At 44.9% G+C, this 15,019-nt stretch carries 13 protein-coding genes and 1 pseudogene; 12 read left to right on the plus strand and 2 right to left on the minus strand.

Annotation, left to right across the window (positions count from 1 at the left end):
* Nucleotides 1–15 precede the first annotated feature (15 nt).
* On the plus strand, nucleotides 16–987 hold the full coding sequence (locus H540_RS0100650; RefSeq protein ID WP_028398952.1) for a zinc-binding alcohol dehydrogenase family protein: 972 nt from the start codon (nucleotides 16–18) through the stop codon (nucleotides 985–987).
* Nucleotides 988–1,094: 107 nt separating this feature from the next.
* A complete protein-coding gene (locus H540_RS0100655; protein WP_028398953.1) occupies nucleotides 1,095–1,514 on the plus strand; it encodes an ester cyclase in 420 nt (139 codons plus the stop codon).
* Between the two features lie 84 nt (nucleotides 1,515–1,598).
* On the opposite strand, the pseudogene H540_RS31660 reads toward H540_RS0100655, so the two are convergent.
* Nucleotides 1,599–1,724 (minus strand): annotated as a pseudogene (locus tag H540_RS31660) (MFS transporter); the annotation flags it as partial.
* Between the two features lie 103 nt (nucleotides 1,725–1,827).
* A complete protein-coding gene (locus H540_RS0100665; RefSeq protein WP_028398954.1) occupies nucleotides 1,828–3,537 on the minus strand; it encodes an Rqc2 family fibronectin-binding protein in 1,710 nt (569 codons plus the stop codon).
* A gap of 103 nt (nucleotides 3,538–3,640) precedes the next feature.
* Between H540_RS0100665 and H540_RS0100670 the strand changes: the two genes are divergently transcribed.
* From H540_RS0100670 to rsmB, 10 genes are all read left to right on the plus strand, one after another.
* The gene (locus H540_RS0100670) at nucleotides 3,641–6,361 is read left to right on the plus strand and encodes a calcium-translocating P-type ATPase, SERCA-type (RefSeq protein ID WP_028398955.1); all 2,721 of its coding nucleotides are present in this window, start codon (nucleotides 3,641–3,643) and stop codon (nucleotides 6,359–6,361) included.
* A gap of 97 nt (nucleotides 6,362–6,458) precedes the next feature.
* Entirely contained in the window at nucleotides 6,459–7,334 is an 876-nt protein-coding gene (locus H540_RS0100675; protein ID WP_028398956.1) for a YicC/YloC family endoribonuclease, read from the plus strand.
* Between the two features lie 54 nt (nucleotides 7,335–7,388).
* Nucleotides 7,389–7,676: an extracellular matrix/biofilm regulator RemA gene (gene remA, locus H540_RS0100680; RefSeq protein WP_028398957.1), complete on the plus strand. Its 288-nt coding sequence runs from the start codon at nucleotides 7,389–7,391 to the stop codon at nucleotides 7,674–7,676.
* A 14-nt stretch (nucleotides 7,677–7,690) separates the two neighbouring features.
* Entirely contained in the window at nucleotides 7,691–8,308 is a 618-nt protein-coding gene (gene gmk, locus H540_RS0100685) for a guanylate kinase (RefSeq protein WP_028398958.1), read from the plus strand.
* Between the two features lie 2 nt (nucleotides 8,309–8,310).
* Nucleotides 8,311–8,523 (plus strand): DNA-directed RNA polymerase subunit omega, encoded by a 213-nt coding sequence (rpoZ, locus tag H540_RS0100690; RefSeq protein WP_028398959.1) that lies wholly within the window; start codon nucleotides 8,311–8,313, stop codon nucleotides 8,521–8,523.
* 119 nt (nucleotides 8,524–8,642) lie between these two features.
* Nucleotides 8,643–9,848: a bifunctional phosphopantothenoylcysteine decarboxylase/phosphopantothenate--cysteine ligase CoaBC gene (coaBC, locus tag H540_RS0100695; RefSeq protein ID WP_028398960.1), complete on the plus strand. Its 1,206-nt coding sequence runs from the start codon at nucleotides 8,643–8,645 to the stop codon at nucleotides 9,846–9,848.
* Nucleotides 9,845–12,247 carry a primosomal protein N' gene (gene priA, locus H540_RS0100700; protein WP_028398961.1) on the plus strand — a complete coding sequence of 801 codons (2,403 nt, stop codon included), beginning with the start codon at nucleotides 9,845–9,847 and terminating at the stop codon, nucleotides 12,245–12,247. Before coaBC ends, priA begins: the two co-directional genes overlap by 4 nt.
* A gap of 11 nt (nucleotides 12,248–12,258) precedes the next feature.
* Nucleotides 12,259–12,729, plus strand: coding sequence for a peptide deformylase (def, locus tag H540_RS0100705; protein WP_028398962.1), 471 nt, complete (start codon nucleotides 12,259–12,261; stop codon nucleotides 12,727–12,729).
* A 14-nt stretch (nucleotides 12,730–12,743) separates the two neighbouring features.
* Nucleotides 12,744–13,688 carry a methionyl-tRNA formyltransferase gene (gene fmt, locus H540_RS0100710; RefSeq protein WP_028398963.1) on the plus strand — a complete coding sequence of 315 codons (945 nt, stop codon included), beginning with the start codon at nucleotides 12,744–12,746 and terminating at the stop codon, nucleotides 13,686–13,688.
* Nucleotides 13,685–15,019, plus strand: coding sequence for a 16S rRNA (cytosine(967)-C(5))-methyltransferase RsmB (rsmB, locus tag H540_RS0100715; RefSeq protein ID WP_028398964.1), 1,335 nt, complete (start codon nucleotides 13,685–13,687; stop codon nucleotides 15,017–15,019). The genes fmt and rsmB overlap by 4 nt, the downstream gene beginning before the upstream one ends.

A 15,019-nucleotide genomic window follows, 5' to 3' on the forward strand; every position in this document is an offset into this window, starting at 1 on the left:
AAGGAGAATTTTAAAATGAAAGCAGTTGTATTGGAAAAACCCTGTAGAGCAGATGAATTAGTTGTCCAGGAAGTACAGATACCTAAAGTGAAACCAGGTTGGGTATTGGTAAAAATAAAAGCATTTGGTATTAATCGGTCGGAGATTTTTACGAGACAAGGGGATTCCCCGTCCGTAAAGCTTCCCCGAATAATTGGAATCGAATGTGTAGGAGAAATTGAGGATCCATCCGATAGTTCCTTTCAAAAAGGACAACGAGTGGTCTCCTTAATGGGAGGTCTTGGACGTGAATTTGATGGGAGTTATGCGGAATATGCCCTGATCCCATCTTCTCAGGTTTATCCGGTAAACAATGATATGGATTGGGTAGAATTAGCAGCAATTCCTGAAATGTATTATACGGCATACGCCTCCATTTTTGATACGCTTCGGCTTACGAAAGGAGAACCCCTGCTTATCCGTGGAGGTACCAGCTCTGTTGGGCTAGCCGCGCTGCAACTTGCAAAGAGTGTCGGTGCAACTGTCATTTCGACTACTCGAAACACAAACAAGCTGGAATTATTAAAGCAATATGGTGCGGATTTTGTGTTGCTTGATGATGCAAGTTTATCAGAACAACTTTTCTCCTTTTTTCCAAAAGGTGTGCATAAAGTTTTAGAACTAGTGGGTACGGTCACATTGAAAAATTCGCTGAAATTACTTTCAGAACATGGAATCTTATGCATGACGGGTATCTTAGGCGGTGAATGGGTATTGGACAATTTTGAGCCTATGATGGATATTCCTTCTGGTGCATATTTTACCCAGTTTGACAGCGGAGAAAATTTTAAAGAGAAATTGCTGGCTAAACTGTTCAATCATATTGAACAACATAAGATTAAAGTTCCTATTGCACAAGTTTTCTCATTGGATGAAATCCATAAGGCGCATCTCTTGATGGAAAGCAATGTGGCAAACGGAAAAATTGTTGTTGTTAATTCTTTATAGAGCTGTATTCATGTGCAACGTTCCACGTGAACGCATAAATCGAAAAAAAGCGGATATCCTCTTGTTGAGTACAATTTTGTAAACAGGAGTTGAGAAAGGAGTTCAATATGCCATTAGAAGCCAACAAACACTTGATGCACCGTTTTACGGAGTTTATCAACACTGCCAGTGAGAAGCTAGCTGAAGAGCTCATCGCCCCGGATGCGATATTCCATGTCCCAGGACGCCTAGAGCCGATGCGGGGTCCGGATGGCTACCTCGCAATCATCGGAATGATGCGAGGGGGCTTCCCCGATATCCAATGGACGCTGGAGGAGATGGTTGCAGAAGGGGACACGGTGGCTGCACGCTTCACTATGCGAGGCACGCACCAAGGCTCCTTCTTCGGGGTCCCGCCAACAATGAAGACCATCAAGGTGCAGGCTATGAATTTCTATCGACTGTCCGGCGGGAAAATCGTCGAAGAATATGGACAGCCCGATATGCTTGGTTTGCTACAGCAGATCGGCGCAGTGCCGACAGCTTAAACGGGCTGCTGCCTAATTATCATTCTAGGGGACGCGCCGCTTGTGGCGCACCCCTGAACTCAAACAATATCGTAACAAGTGGAAGAGCCCTGTAATAGAGCCGACAACTGTCAGTGTAACAGCCGCTACGTTTTCATTGACAGGTACGGTATGGGATAAAGCGACGCCAAGGTCGTTAATAATGCCGTGGAAGCCTTTTGGCAAGTAATCTATCCACTTCCTTTCTGTATTGTAATACAGAATATGGCGGACTGGGCGGAAGGTGAGTGTTCCGGAAAAGTAATGCCGCAATAAAAAAACCGCCTAGAGGCGGTTATACTTTAAGCTTCATGACCATATCTTCATCTGGTGTCACATATAGGGTTTGCTGGTTATCATATGTGACGAATCCGAGCTTCGCTCCGCTCGGTTTTTTCACGTAGCGGATTTTTGTGAAGTCAACCGGAACAGAGCCGGAGCTTTTTGCTTTGCTGAAATACGCAGCAAGCATGGCTGCTTCCTGCAAGGTTTGTTCGCTCGGTTCGGTAGAACGAATAACAACGTGCGAGCCTGGAATATCTTTTGTATGAAGCCAAATATCATCTCGTCTTGCCAGCTTATTTGTTAAATAGTCGTTTTGTTTGTTGTTTTTTCCGACTAAAATTTCTGTGCCTTCACTTGATTGATAAGCGTCCAGTACAGGCTTGGACGATTTCTGTTTTTTCTGCGCTTTGGAAGAACGGTTCCGAATATAGCCCTCCTCTGCCAGCTCCTCGCGAATTTCTTCAATATCTTTTTGCGAAGCGGATTCCATTTGCTGCATCAGGCCTTCAAAATACAAGATTTCCTCTTTTGTTTTTTCGATTTGCTCTTCGACGATAGCAACAGAGTTTTTCGCCTTTTGATACTTTGAAAAGTAGCTTTGCGCATTTTCAGACGGTGTTTTCAATGGGTTTAACGGAATGGTGATCACAGTGCCGTTTTCATCATAATAGTTCATGACTTCCGCTTCTGTATCGCCTTTCTTGATGGCGTACATATTTGCAGTAAGGAGTTCGCCATACAACTGATACTGCTCCGCTTTTCCAGCATCCTTTAATGTGTCGGCCAGCTTTTTCAATTTTTTCTCGTTTTTCGCCAATTCATTTTGCATGAATTTTTCAAGATCGTGAGCTTGCTGCTTCACGCGATCCCGTTCCGCCTTGCCGAAGAAAAAGCGGTCGAGCAATGCTCCAAAAGTGGAAAAGATTTTACTCTCGCCTTTTATATGGGAAAGCGGCAGCAAATAGAAATGTTCTTTTGTTTCTGCGGTTATTATCACAGGGGTATAGCGATTCTCTTTTACATCTGCAATCAATCCAAAGAATGCATCAGATAGAGCATTTTCATTCATGAACTTCGCTTTTGCTGTAATCTCCTTTGCGAACAGGGGAGAAATGCCAGAAAAAGCATCAACAAGCTGCTTATCCATTTTTCCTGCCAAAAAATCAAGGCGCATCAGAAATTGCTCTTTCGTTTCAACGGAAAGAGGATTTATTTTGTGCTGTGCTGGCGGAGCGATATATTCATAGCCCGGGAATACAGTGCGGTGTCGATTCACAGCAGGCGACAGATGCTTTAAGCTGTCTAAAATCACGTTTGTCGCAGTTTCTACTAAAATAATGTTACTGTGTCGTCCCATAATTTCTACAATCAGTGTTTTGACAGATTCATCGCCGATTTCATTGCGGCTTCTTACTGTAATGTGTACAATGCGTTCGAGCTCGATTTGCTCAATGTTCTCGATGATTCCGCCTTCTAAATGCTTGCGAAGCAGCATGCAGAACATGGGAGGCAAAGCGGGAGAACTGTAGCTTTGCGCCGTGAGATGCATACGGGCATAAGTAGGATGCGCGGATAAGAGAAGCTTTTGATTTTTTCCTTGCGCGCGAATATGTAACAAGATTTCATATTTGGAAGGCTGATATATTTTTGAAATCCGTCCGGATACAAGCGGTTTTAATTCATGTGTGATGGCTCTCGTAAATAATCCATCAAAGGCCATAGAAAATCCTCCTTTGTAAATGCAGCTAGTATTTAATTATAGCATGTTTTAGGACGAGTCTGAATAAGCTGTGAGTAGAGCATGAGAAGGTTGAGGTGAGAGGATGAATTGGCATGAACTGCGTGCCCATGAAGTAGAAAAAAAAACAAAGACAAATGTCAAAGCAGGATTAACGGAGCAAGAGGTAAACTCTCGCTTAAAGCAATTCGGTCCGAATGAGTTGCAGGAGGCGAAGCGTCCGTCTGCATTAGTTGTATTTTTGTCACAGTTTAAAGATTTCATGGTGCTTGTGCTGTTGGGAGCGACTGTAATCTCCGCCCTGCTTGGAGAAATGGTGGATGCAGTTGCTATTGTAGCGATTGTCATTATTAACGGGATACTCGGCTTCTTTCAAGAGCGTAGGGCTGAGAAATCAATGGAAGCATTAAAGGAGCTGACAGCCCCCCAGGTCACAGTGCTTAGAAATAGAAAGTGGGTAAAGATTCCTTCCAAAGGCTTGGTGCTGGGGGATATTATTAAGTTTTCGAGCGGGGACCGTATCGGAGCGGATGTGAGAGTCATTGAAGCATCAAGTTTATACATAGAAGAATCCGCTCTTACTGGGGAATCTGTCCCGGTTCAGAAAAAAATAGAAGCGATAAAAGGAGCCAATATTGGTATTGGCGATCAGGCGAATATGGCTTTCATGGGAACGATGGTGACGCGAGGCTCCGGCATAGGTGCAGTTGTCGGAACAGGAATGAATACGGCAATGGGGCAAATTGCCAACATGCTGCAAAATGCAGAGGAAAATGAAACGCCTCTTCAGCGGCGATTGGAGCAGTTGGGGAAAATCTTGATTGTCGTGGCGCTTTCCTTAACGGCTCTCGTTGTGCTGGTAGGCGTGTATCAAGGGAATAATGGGTATCATATGTTCCTGGCGGGTGTTTCTCTGGCAGTAGCCGCAATTCCAGAAGGGTTGCCGGCAATCGTCACAGTCGCTTTATCACTCGGTGTACAGCGCATGATTAAGAAAAAATCCATCGTACGCAAACTTCCTGCTGTGGAAACGCTGGGCTGTGCTTCTGTCATTTGTTCAGATAAAACAGGAACGATGACACAAAATAAAATGATGGTCACACATCTTTGGTCAGGCGGGAAAACATGGAATGTGAACGGACAGGGCTACAGTCCGGCCGGTGAATTTTCTCAAGATGAAAGAAAAGTGAATCCAGCAGCTACTCGTCCTGTGCAGCAGCTGCTGATGTTCGGCTGTCTTTGCAACAATGCCAACATTATCAAAAAGAAAAAAGAATACGTGCTGGACGGCGATCCGACGGAAGGCGCGCTTGTGGCGGCAGCGATGAAAGCTGGATTAACAAGAGATTTACTGAGTGATCAGTTTCAAGTCATCAAAGAATTTCCGTTTGATTCTTCCCGCAAGATGATGAGTGTAATCATTCGCGATAAACAAGGCAAGAAGTTTTTAGTAACAAAAGGGGCACCGGATGTGCTGCTTCAAATCAGCAATACAATCCTATGGAATGAAAAACAGCAGCCGATGACGATACTGTATCGAAATGAAGTGCAAGGTGCCATTCATGCACTCGGCAGTCAGGCGCTTCGGACGATTGCGATCGCCTATAAACCGCTTCGTGAAACAGACTCTTATGCAAATGAGAGAGATGCCGAAAATGATTTAATGTTTATCGGACTGCAAGGGATGATCGATCCGCCAAGACCGGAAGTGAAGCAGGCAGTGCAGGAATGCAGGGAAGCCGGAATCCGCACGATTATGATTACCGGTGATCATAAAGTAACGGCGATGGCGATTGCAAAGCAGCTTGATATTTTGCCGGAGGGCGGAAAAGTGGTGGAAGGTGCAGAGCTCTCCAAAATGGCGGTAGATGATTTAGAAAATATTGTGGAAGAAACATATGTATTTGCCCGCGTTTCGCCGGAGCATAAGCTTAAAATTGTAAAAGCTCTTCAAAATAAAGGGCATATCGTAGCGATGACGGGGGACGGTGTAAATGATGCGCCGGCCATTAAAGCATCCGATATTGGGGTAGCGATGGGGATTACGGGTACAGACGTTGCAAAGGAAGCTTCATCTCTTATTCTTCTTGATGATAATTTCGCTACAATTAAAGCAGCGATTCAAGAAGGACGGAATATTTACGAGAATATTAGAAAATTCATCCGCTACTTGCTTGCTTCTAATGTAGGAGAAATTCTTGTTATGCTGTTTGCCATGATATTGGCTTTACCGCTTCCGCTCGTTCCTATTCAAATTTTATGGGTGAATCTTGTAACAGATGGTTTGCCTGCAATGGCCCTTGGACTTGATGCACCCGAGGACGACGTAATGAAGCGAAAGCCGCGTCATCCAAAGGAAGGGGTATTCTCAAGAGGTCTCGGCTGGAAGATTTTGAGCCGCGGTTTCTTAATCGGGCTCGTCACACTTCTCGCGTTTATCATTGCGTATAATCAAAACCCGAGCGAACTGAAATATGCGCAGACGGTAGCGTTTGCGACGCTCGTTTTATCCCAGCTCATTCTTGTATTTGATTGCCGCAGCGAACGTTCCATTTATCATCGCAATCCGTTCGGCAATATGTATCTCGTAGGCGCAGTGTTCATTTCAATGTTTCTCATGCTTGTAGTGATATACTATCCGCCGCTTCAGCCAATCTTTGATACAATGCCGATTAAAGCCAGGGATTGGATGCTGATCGCCGCTTTATCTGCAATTCCGACGTTCTTGCTCGTCGGTTCCTTGCTTACAGGAAAGAAACAAAAGAAAAAATCTGTACTTTATAAAAGAGAAGTAAACTTAAAATAGTCAATGCTAATAAAATATGATATAATTTCAAAAGGTAGTAGGGGGTGTGTCTCTATTACCTTTTTCATTGCGCATATCATAGCTTGGATGTGATAAGATGATTTCGAGTATGACAGGATTCGGACGAGCAAAAGCAGAGCAAACCGCGTTTCAAATTACAGTAGAAATAAGATCAGTAAATCATCGTTTTTTGGAAATGAATATACGTCTGCCGAGACAAATGATGATATTTGAAGATAAAATAAGGAAGTTTGTAGGCGAGCAAATTCACCGCGGCCGTATTGAGATGTCTGTTCTCGTGGAAGGAGAAGGATTACTTGAACGGAAACTGCGTGTAGATTGGGATTTGCTGGCGCAATATGCGGCTATTATGAACGAAGCAGAGAATAAATTGCAGCTGCAGAACTCTACAACAGTTCAACAGCTTCTGGCAATGCCGGGAGTGACAGCGATTGAAGAAGCTGAAAACATACATGCAGCCTTTGAATCCAGCTTGTATGAGGCGGTTCGCACCGCTGTATCCGCTTTAAGGCAAATGCGGGATAAGGAAGGCGAGCAATTACATAATGATGTCGTTCAACGGCTCAATGGCATTGAGGAGTGCGTGGATGCAATTGCTCCATACGCCCCTGTCGTTGTTCAAAAATACCGAGAGCGTTTAGAAACAAAACTGCAGGAACTATATAAGCAGGAATTGGATGAACAGCGCCTGCTCGCAGAAGTGACGCTGTTTGCAGACCGCTGTGATATTCATGAAGAGCTTGTTCGTTTAAAGAGTCATCTGCAGCAATTTCGGGAGGCGCTTCTTATTGATGAGCCAGTCGGCCGAAAACTGGATTTCATTGTGCAGGAAATGCATCGCGAAATTAATACCATCGGTTCAAAAGCACACGATATCAAGATTTCAAAACATGTGGTTGAAATGAAAAATAATCTTGAAAAAATTCGTGAACAAGTCCAAAATATTGAATAGTTGTCAAGTTTATTGCATAAGGAATTCGGTTAGACTTACTAGGAGGCACAAGGTATGGCTATGCGGTTTTTAAATATCGGATACGGTAACATTGTGTCCGCACATCGTATTATTGCAATCGTGAGTCCGGAATCTGCTCCGATCAAGCGCCTGGTGCAAGAGGGAAGGGAGCAAAATATACTGCTTGATGCAACGTACGGCCGAAAAACAAGAGCCGTTATTATAATGGATGACGGCCATATTGTGTTAAGTCCGATCCAGCCGGAAACGATCGCACAGCGATTAAACGGCAACATCAGCAGTAAAGACGATTTAAAAGAAGAGATTAGTGACGAAGGGTAGGGTTTACATACATTATGAGAAGCGAAAGAGGATTGCTGATTGTTCTGTCCGGACCGTCCGGAGTAGGAAAAGGAACAGTTCGCAAAGCATTATTCAATCAGGAAGACATCCAATTGCATTATTCTGTTTCTGCAACTACGAGACAGCCGCGTGAAGGAGAAGTGCACGGCACAGATTATTTCTTCAAGACGAGAGAAGAATTCGAAGATATGATTCGCAACAACGGCCTGCTCGAATGGGCGGAATTTGTGGGCAATTATTACGGCACGCCGGTTGAGTATGTAGAGCAGACGCTGCAATCCGGCAAGGATGTGTTTTTGGAAATTGAAGTGCAGGGTGCTTTACAAGTGAAGAAGGTGTTCCCAGAAGGCGTGTTCATCTTCCTCGCTCCTCCAAGCTTGACGGAGTTGAAAAGCCGTATTGTCGGCCGAGGCACGGAAACGGAAGATGTGATTCAAAACCGTCTGACAATAGCGAAAGAAGAAATTGACATGATGGACGCTTATGACTATGTAGTAGAAAATGACGAAGTACAATTGGCGTGCGAGCGTATTAAAGCAATCGTTACAAGCGAACATTGCCGCCGCGACCGCGTAGCCAAATATTATAAACAAATGACGGAGGTTGAATAAATATGCTATATCCATCTATCGACTCATTGCTTCAAAAAATTGATTCCAAATATACTCTTGTAACAGTAGCATCAAAACGCGCTCGCGAAATGCAAGAGAATCGCGACTGCCGAATTGAGCGTGCTGTGTCTCATAAATATGTCGGAAAGTCTTTAGAAGAGATTGAAGGAAAGCTTTTGAGCTACAGACCGCTCGAGGAAAAAGGCCAAAAGTAAGGCTTTCTCTTTTACGAGCTTCATATGAAACGACAACAACCTATTTGCAAATAGGTTGTTATTTTTTTACGATAGAAGTACGATGTCGTTTGAGTTCATGAAGAAAGAGGCGGAATGGTATGTTAACAGGAAAAAAAGTATTGCTTTGCGTAACTGGAGGAATCGCAGTCTTTAAAGCGGCTGCCTTAACTAGCAAACTTACACAGGCCGGCGCCAATGTAAAGGTGATGATGACAGAATCGGCATGTAAATTTGTCACGCCCCTTACATTCCAGGCACTATCTCGGAACGATGTGTATACAGATACATTTGATGAGAAGGAATCATCCGTAATCGCTCATATAGACTTGGCGGATTGGGCGGATGTTATTTTAGTGGCGCCTGCAACTGCCAATATGATCGGCAAGCTGGCAAATGGGATTGCAGACGATATGATTTCAACAACACTGCTGGCTGCAACTGCGCCAGTTTGGATTGCACCAGCTATGAATGTGCATATGTACGGGCACCCGGCTGTGCAAAGAAACATGGAAACGCTGCAACAATTCGGCTATCGTTTTATTGAACCAGGAGAAGGCTTTTTAGCATGCGGGTACGTAGCGAAGGGGCGTTTAGAAGAGCCTGAAACAATCATCTCTCTTCTGCACGATTTTTTCACAGCGCCTAAACCGCTCCAAGGCAAAAGAATTTTAGTAACGGCAGGACCGACTCGTGAAAAAATTGATCCTGTTCGTTTTATGACAAATTTTTCAACCGGTAAAATGGGGTATGCCCTTGCAGGGGAAGCCGCAAAGCTTGGTGCTGAAGTGGTTCTTGTGACAGGGCCGACAAACTTGAAAATACCAAACGGGGTCGAGGCTGTCCGCGTAGAATCTGCACAGGATATGCTCAAAGCTGTATTGGACCGTTACAGCAGCATGGATGTTGTCATTAAAACGGCAGCTGTGGCGGATTATCGTCCAAAAAATGCGCATGAGGAAAAGATGAAGAAGCAAGACGGTGATCTTGTCATTGAATTAGAGCGTACAATTGATATTTTGCGGACGCTTGGCGCACAAAAAGATAAACAGCTGCTCATTGGATTTGCAGCGGAAACGGCAAATGTAGAAGAATATGCGAGGCGAAAGCTGGAAACGAAAAACCTGGATATGATTGTCGCAAATGACGTCAAAGCGGAAGGTGCCGGTTTTGGAACGGATACAAATATTGTAACAATCTATAAAAGAAGCGGTGAAACGATCCCCCTCCCGATTCTCTCTAAAACAGAAGTGGCACAACATATTTTAGCAGAGGTACAAGATATGCTAGAAGAGGTTATAGCATGAAGGTGGCCAGCGTCATTGTTGACGTGCCGGCGAGACAAACAGACCGCCCGTTTGACTATCTGATTCCGAAACGCTGGGAGGATCTCGTGCAGGCCGGGATGCGTGTCGTTGTTCCATTTGGTCCGCGTAAGCTGCAGGGCTTTATCATTGCCGTAAAAGATACAATGGATGTAGAAAGAGAAAAGCTAAAGGAATTGAATGAGCTGCTGGATGTTACGCCTGTTTTAACCGAAGAGCTGCTCGGACTCGGTTTTTGGTTAACGGACGAAACACTTTGTTTCACCATTTCAGCATTCCAAGCAATGCTTCCGACAGCTGTGAAAGCCACTTATAACAAACAGCTTGTACTGCGCAATCCGGAAGAGATTGAGGAGAATGTTCGCGCTTTGTTCGGCAGCCGCGACACGATAGATTGGAAAGACATTGACGAGAAGTGGTATCGATCCGTTCGAAACAGCATCGCTGCAGGGGCCATTGAGGTTGTATACGAGGTAAAGGATCGTGTTCAAAAGAAAAAACAGCGCGTCATTTATCCGGTGCTGCTTCAAGAAGAAATCGAGCAGATAGCTGCTGGGTTAAAGAGTCAAAAGCAACAGGATCTTTTATACTATTTTCTTGAAAACTACGAGCCGATTCCGTTAAAAACTTTGAAGGAAGAGCTTCAAATTACCGACGCGCCGATAAAGACTTTAGTTAAAAAGGGTCTGCTCTACGAAAAGTATGTGGAAGTATATCGTGATCCGTACGAAGATACCCGCTTCAAGCGGACAAAGCCGTTTCCGCTGACAGAGGAGCAGAAAACATCTATTGCACCTATCCTCTCTGATATTGAGCAGGAACAGCACCGTACATTTCTGATGTACGGCGTAACAGGAAGCGGAAAGACAGAAATATATTTACAATCAATTGAAGCGGTTCTGCAAAAAGGAAAAGAAGCGATTATGCTTGTACCGGAGATTTCGCTCACACCGCAAATGGTAGAGCGCTTTAAAGGCCGCTTCGGTTCGCAGGTTGCTGTGTTGCACAGCGCTCTTTCTGCAGGCGAGAAATACGACGAGTGGCGGAAGATTCAGCGTAAAGAAGTAAAAGTGGTTGTCGGAGCGCGTTCGGCTGTATTTGCTCCATTTGAAAATCTCGGCATCATCATTATTGACGAGGAGCATGAATCAAGCTACAAGCAGGAGGATAATCCCCGCTATCATGCACGCGATGTGGCTATTCATCGCGGTGAATATCATGGCTGTCCCGTTATTTTAGGCAGCGCGACACCTACCCTGGAGTCGTTTGCCCGGGCATCTAAACATGTATATCATCTTTTGACTATGTCAAAGCGCATGAACGACCAAGCGCTTCCGACTGTAGAAATTGTAGATATGCGCGAGGAGCTTCGTGAGGGCAATCGCTCTATGTTCTCGAAGCTTCTGCATGAAAAAATTCAAGATCGGCTTGATAAAAATGAACAAACCGTGCTCTTCTTAAATCGGCGCGGTCATTCCTCGTTTGTGATGTGCCGTGATTGCGGATATGTCATGCAATGTCCGCATTGCGATATTTCTTTAACATATCACCGTATGAATCAACGCTTAAAGTGCCATTACTGTAATCATGAGGAGCCGCTTCCAAGTGCATGTCCAGCTTGCAGCAGCTCGTATATCCGTTTTTTCGGCACAGGCACGCAAAAGGTCGAGGAGGAATTGGCAAGGCTGTTTCCGGAGGCACGCGTGATTCGGATGGATGTAGATACGACAAGCAGGAAAGGCGCACATGAAAAGCTACTGACCAAATTCGGAGAAGGGAAAGCGGATATTTTGCTCGGTACGCAAATGATAGCAAAGGGGCTTGACTTCCCGAATGTGACGCTGGTCGGTGTTCTGACCGCAGATACGATGCTGCACCTGCCAGACTTCAGGGCGAGTGAAAAAACCTATCAGCTTCTGACCCAGGTAAGCGGACGGGCAGGGCGCCATAAGCTGCCCGGCGAGGTTGTGATTCAAACGTACACGCCGGAGCATTACAGCGTGCAGCTTGCGAGAGAACAGCAGTATGCTGCGTTTTTTGAACATGAAATGCATATACGCAAGCTCCATCAATATCCTCCGTACTACTATTTAACGTTAGTGACGGTTTCTCATCCTGAGCTTCTGCAGACTGTACATATTACAGAAAAAATTGTTTCAATGCTCAGACAAAAATGTTCGCCGCAAACGATTATTCTCGGTCCGGTTGCATCGCCGATTGCAAGGGTAAAAGATAGATATCGATATCAATGCATGATAAAATACAAACGGGAACCAAACTTAAAGCACGTCTTGCGGTTTATCAATGAACATTATCAGGCAGCCATGACAAAAGAACAGCTGCAAATATCTATTGATTTTAACCCAACTATGTTAATGTAGCGGAGGAAACTATGGCATTTTTAGAAATTGTGAAACATCCGAACGAGGTACTGGAGACTCCTTGTGACCGCGTGTTGGATTTTGATAAGAAGCTGACAAAGCTTTTGAATGATATGTACGAAACAATGCTCACGGCTGACGGAGTAGGGCTTGCAGCGCCGCAAGTCGGCGTATCCAAGCAAATTGCTGTTGTCGATGCAGACGATAAGCATGGTCGCATTGATCTAATTAATCCTGTTATTTTAGAAGCGCGCGGAGAACAGATAGGTCCTGAAGGCTGCCTAAGTTTTCCCGACCTTTTTGGCGAAGTGAAGCGTGCCGATTACGTGAAGGTTCGTGCGCAAAACCGGCGGGGGAAAGTATTTGTAATGGAAGCAAGAGGCTTTCTTGCCCGGGCAATCCAGCATGAAATTGATCACTTGCACGGTGTGTTATTTACTTCTAAGGTAACAAGATATTATGAGCCGGATGAACTGGAGTAGAAGGAGAGTTTAATATGGTGAAAGTTGTATTTATGGGAACACCGGATTTTTCCGTACCGGTGCTTCGTCAAATTATAGAAGATGGACATGAAGTAATCGGTGTTGTTACACAGCCGGACCGGCCGGTCGGGCGCAAAAAAGTGCTGACACCGCCTCCGGTTAAAGTGGAAGCACAAAAGCACGGCATTCCAGTGCTGCAGCCGTTAAAGATTCGTGAGCAAGCGGAATATGAAAAGGTGCTTTCCCTGCAGCCCGATTTAATTGTGACGGCAGCGTTCGGACAAATATTGCCAAACGAAATTTTGGAAGCGCCGAAATACGGATGTATTAATGTACATGCCTCGCTGCTTCCGGAACTGCGCGGAGGTGCGCCGATTCATTATTCCATTATTCAAGGAAAAGAAAAGACAGGCATCACGATTATGTATATGGTTGAAAAATTGGATGCCGGCGATATTTTAACGCAGGTCGAGGTTCCGATTACCGAACGCGAAACGGTAGGCACGCTTCATGATAAGCTGAGCGAAGCGGGAGCAAAGCTTTTATCGCAAACAATGCCGTTATTGCTTGAAGGAAAATTAACGCCTATTTCGCAGGAAGATGAAAAAGCAACATTTGCATACAATATTAAACGGGAGCAGGAAAAGATTGATTGGACAAAAACCGGTGAAGAAATTTACAATCACATTCGCGGTCTGCACCCTTGGCCTGTTGCTTACACTACATTAAACGGACAAGTTGTAAAAGTATGGTGGGGCGAGAAAGTGAAGGTTCTTACTGAACAAGAGCCAGGCACAATACTGGCGCTTGAAGCAGACGGATTTGTAGTTGCGACAGGCAATAAAACTGCCATTAAAATTACAGATTTGCAGCCCGCTGGCAAAAAGCGTATGGACGGCGGACAATTTTTGCGCGGAACTCAAGTAAAGACTGGCATAAAGGCAGGAGTCGAAGAATGAAAAAAAACGTGCGCGAGCTTGCGCTGGAAGGTTTGCTGCAGGTCGAAAAAAACGGCGCCTACAGCAACCTTCTGTTAAACAGCCTCATTGAAAAGAACAAGCTGGAAGGAAAAGATACGGGTTTGTTGACTGAAATCGTATATGGCACAATCCAAAGACGGGATATACTCGATTTTTATTTGCAGCCATTTTTACGCAAAAAGGTTGAACCGTGGGTAAGAGTCCTGCTCCGGCTGTCCTTGTACCAAATGGTATTTTTAGACCGTGTGCCGGCGCATGCCGCTATTTATGAAGCGGTGGAGATTGCAAAAAAGCGGGGGCATAAAGGCATCAGCTCTCTTGTCAATGGAGTGCTTCGTTCTATTCAGCGCCAAGGCGTGCCGTCACTCGATGAAATCAAAAATCCGGCGAAACGTCTTGCCATTGAAACAAGCCATCCCGAGTGGCTTGTAGAAGAATGGATCCGGGCATATGATCTTGAAACGGCGAGAAAGATGTGTGAAGTCAACTTGCTTCCTCCTGTTCCGACAGCGCGGGTCAATGCTGATAAAACAACAGTAGAAGATGTTTTGGACATGCTAAACCATGAAGGAATTGAGGCCAAAAAAGGCGATCTTTCAGAGGATGCGGTACAAATTAAACAAGGCAATGCTGCACATACGCGAGCATTTCGGGAAGGTTTTTTATCTATTCAGGATGAAAGCTCTATGCTTGTAGCGCGCGCCCTCGGTCCTGAAGAAGGAGATACCGTTCTTGACAGCTGTGCTGCCCCGGGTGGAAAAACATCTCATATCGCAGAGCGTCTGCATGGGAGCGGCAAAGTTATTTCTCTTGATCTGCACCAGCACAAGGTACGCTTAATTCAAGAACAGGTAAAGCGCCTGGATCTCCATAATGTAGAAGCAAAAGCGCTCGATGCGAGAAAAGCGAGAGAGCATTTCGAAGACGAAACGTTTGATAAAATTTTAGTGGATGCTCCGTGCTCAGGCTTTGGCGTTATTCGTAGAAAGCCGGACATCAAGCTTGGGAAAAGTGCGGCTGACAGTGAAAAGCTGTCTCATATTCAGCTTGCAATTTTAGAGGAAACCGCTCCTCTTTTGAAAAAGGGTGGGCGTCTCGTATACAGTACGTGTACGATTGAACAAGCGGAAAACGAAAAGGTTGTTCATGCCTTTTTACAGTCTCATCCCGAGTTCGAATGGGATCTGTCTGTAAAGGACCGGCTGCCGAAAGTACTCGAACCGTATGTGGAAAAAGGAGAGGTGCAAATTTTGCCGCACTACTTTTTAACAGACGGATTTTATATTGCGTGTTTACGAAAGAAGGTATAA

Origin of the sequence: Ectobacillus panaciterrae DSM 19096, from assembly GCF_000430785.1 — a bacterium.
GTDB lineage: Bacteria > Bacillota > Bacilli > Bacillales > Bacillaceae_G > Ectobacillus > Ectobacillus panaciterrae.

Coding starts and splice junctions, on each gene's coding strand:
- coaBC (WP_028398960.1), top strand. CDS start 8,643: ATGTTAACAGGAAAAAAAGTATTGCTTTGCGTAACTGGAGGAATCGCA.
- remA (WP_028398957.1), top strand. CDS start 7,389: ATGGCTATGCGGTTTTTAAATATCGGATACGGTAACATTGTGTCCGCA.
- H540_RS0100655 (WP_028398953.1), top strand. CDS start 1,095: ATGCCATTAGAAGCCAACAAACACTTGATGCACCGTTTTACGGAGTTT.
- rpoZ (WP_028398959.1), top strand. CDS start 8,311: ATGCTATATCCATCTATCGACTCATTGCTTCAAAAAATTGATTCCAAA.
- fmt (WP_028398963.1), top strand. CDS start 12,744: ATGGTGAAAGTTGTATTTATGGGAACACCGGATTTTTCCGTACCGGTG.
- H540_RS0100675 (WP_028398956.1), top strand. CDS start 6,459: ATGATTTCGAGTATGACAGGATTCGGACGAGCAAAAGCAGAGCAAACC.
- priA (WP_028398961.1), top strand. CDS start 9,845: ATGAAGGTGGCCAGCGTCATTGTTGACGTGCCGGCGAGACAAACAGAC.
- H540_RS0100650 (WP_028398952.1), top strand. CDS start 16: ATGAAAGCAGTTGTATTGGAAAAACCCTGTAGAGCAGATGAATTAGTT.
- rsmB (WP_028398964.1), top strand. CDS start 13,685: ATGAAAAAAAACGTGCGCGAGCTTGCGCTGGAAGGTTTGCTGCAGGTC.
- def (WP_028398962.1), top strand. CDS start 12,259: ATGGCATTTTTAGAAATTGTGAAACATCCGAACGAGGTACTGGAGACT.
- H540_RS0100665 (WP_028398954.1), bottom strand. CDS start 3,537: ATGGCCTTTGATGGATTATTTACGAGAGCCATCACACATGAATTAAAA.
- H540_RS0100670 (WP_028398955.1), top strand. CDS start 3,641: ATGAATTGGCATGAACTGCGTGCCCATGAAGTAGAAAAAAAAACAAAG.
- gmk (WP_028398958.1), top strand. CDS start 7,691: ATGAGAAGCGAAAGAGGATTGCTGATTGTTCTGTCCGGACCGTCCGGA.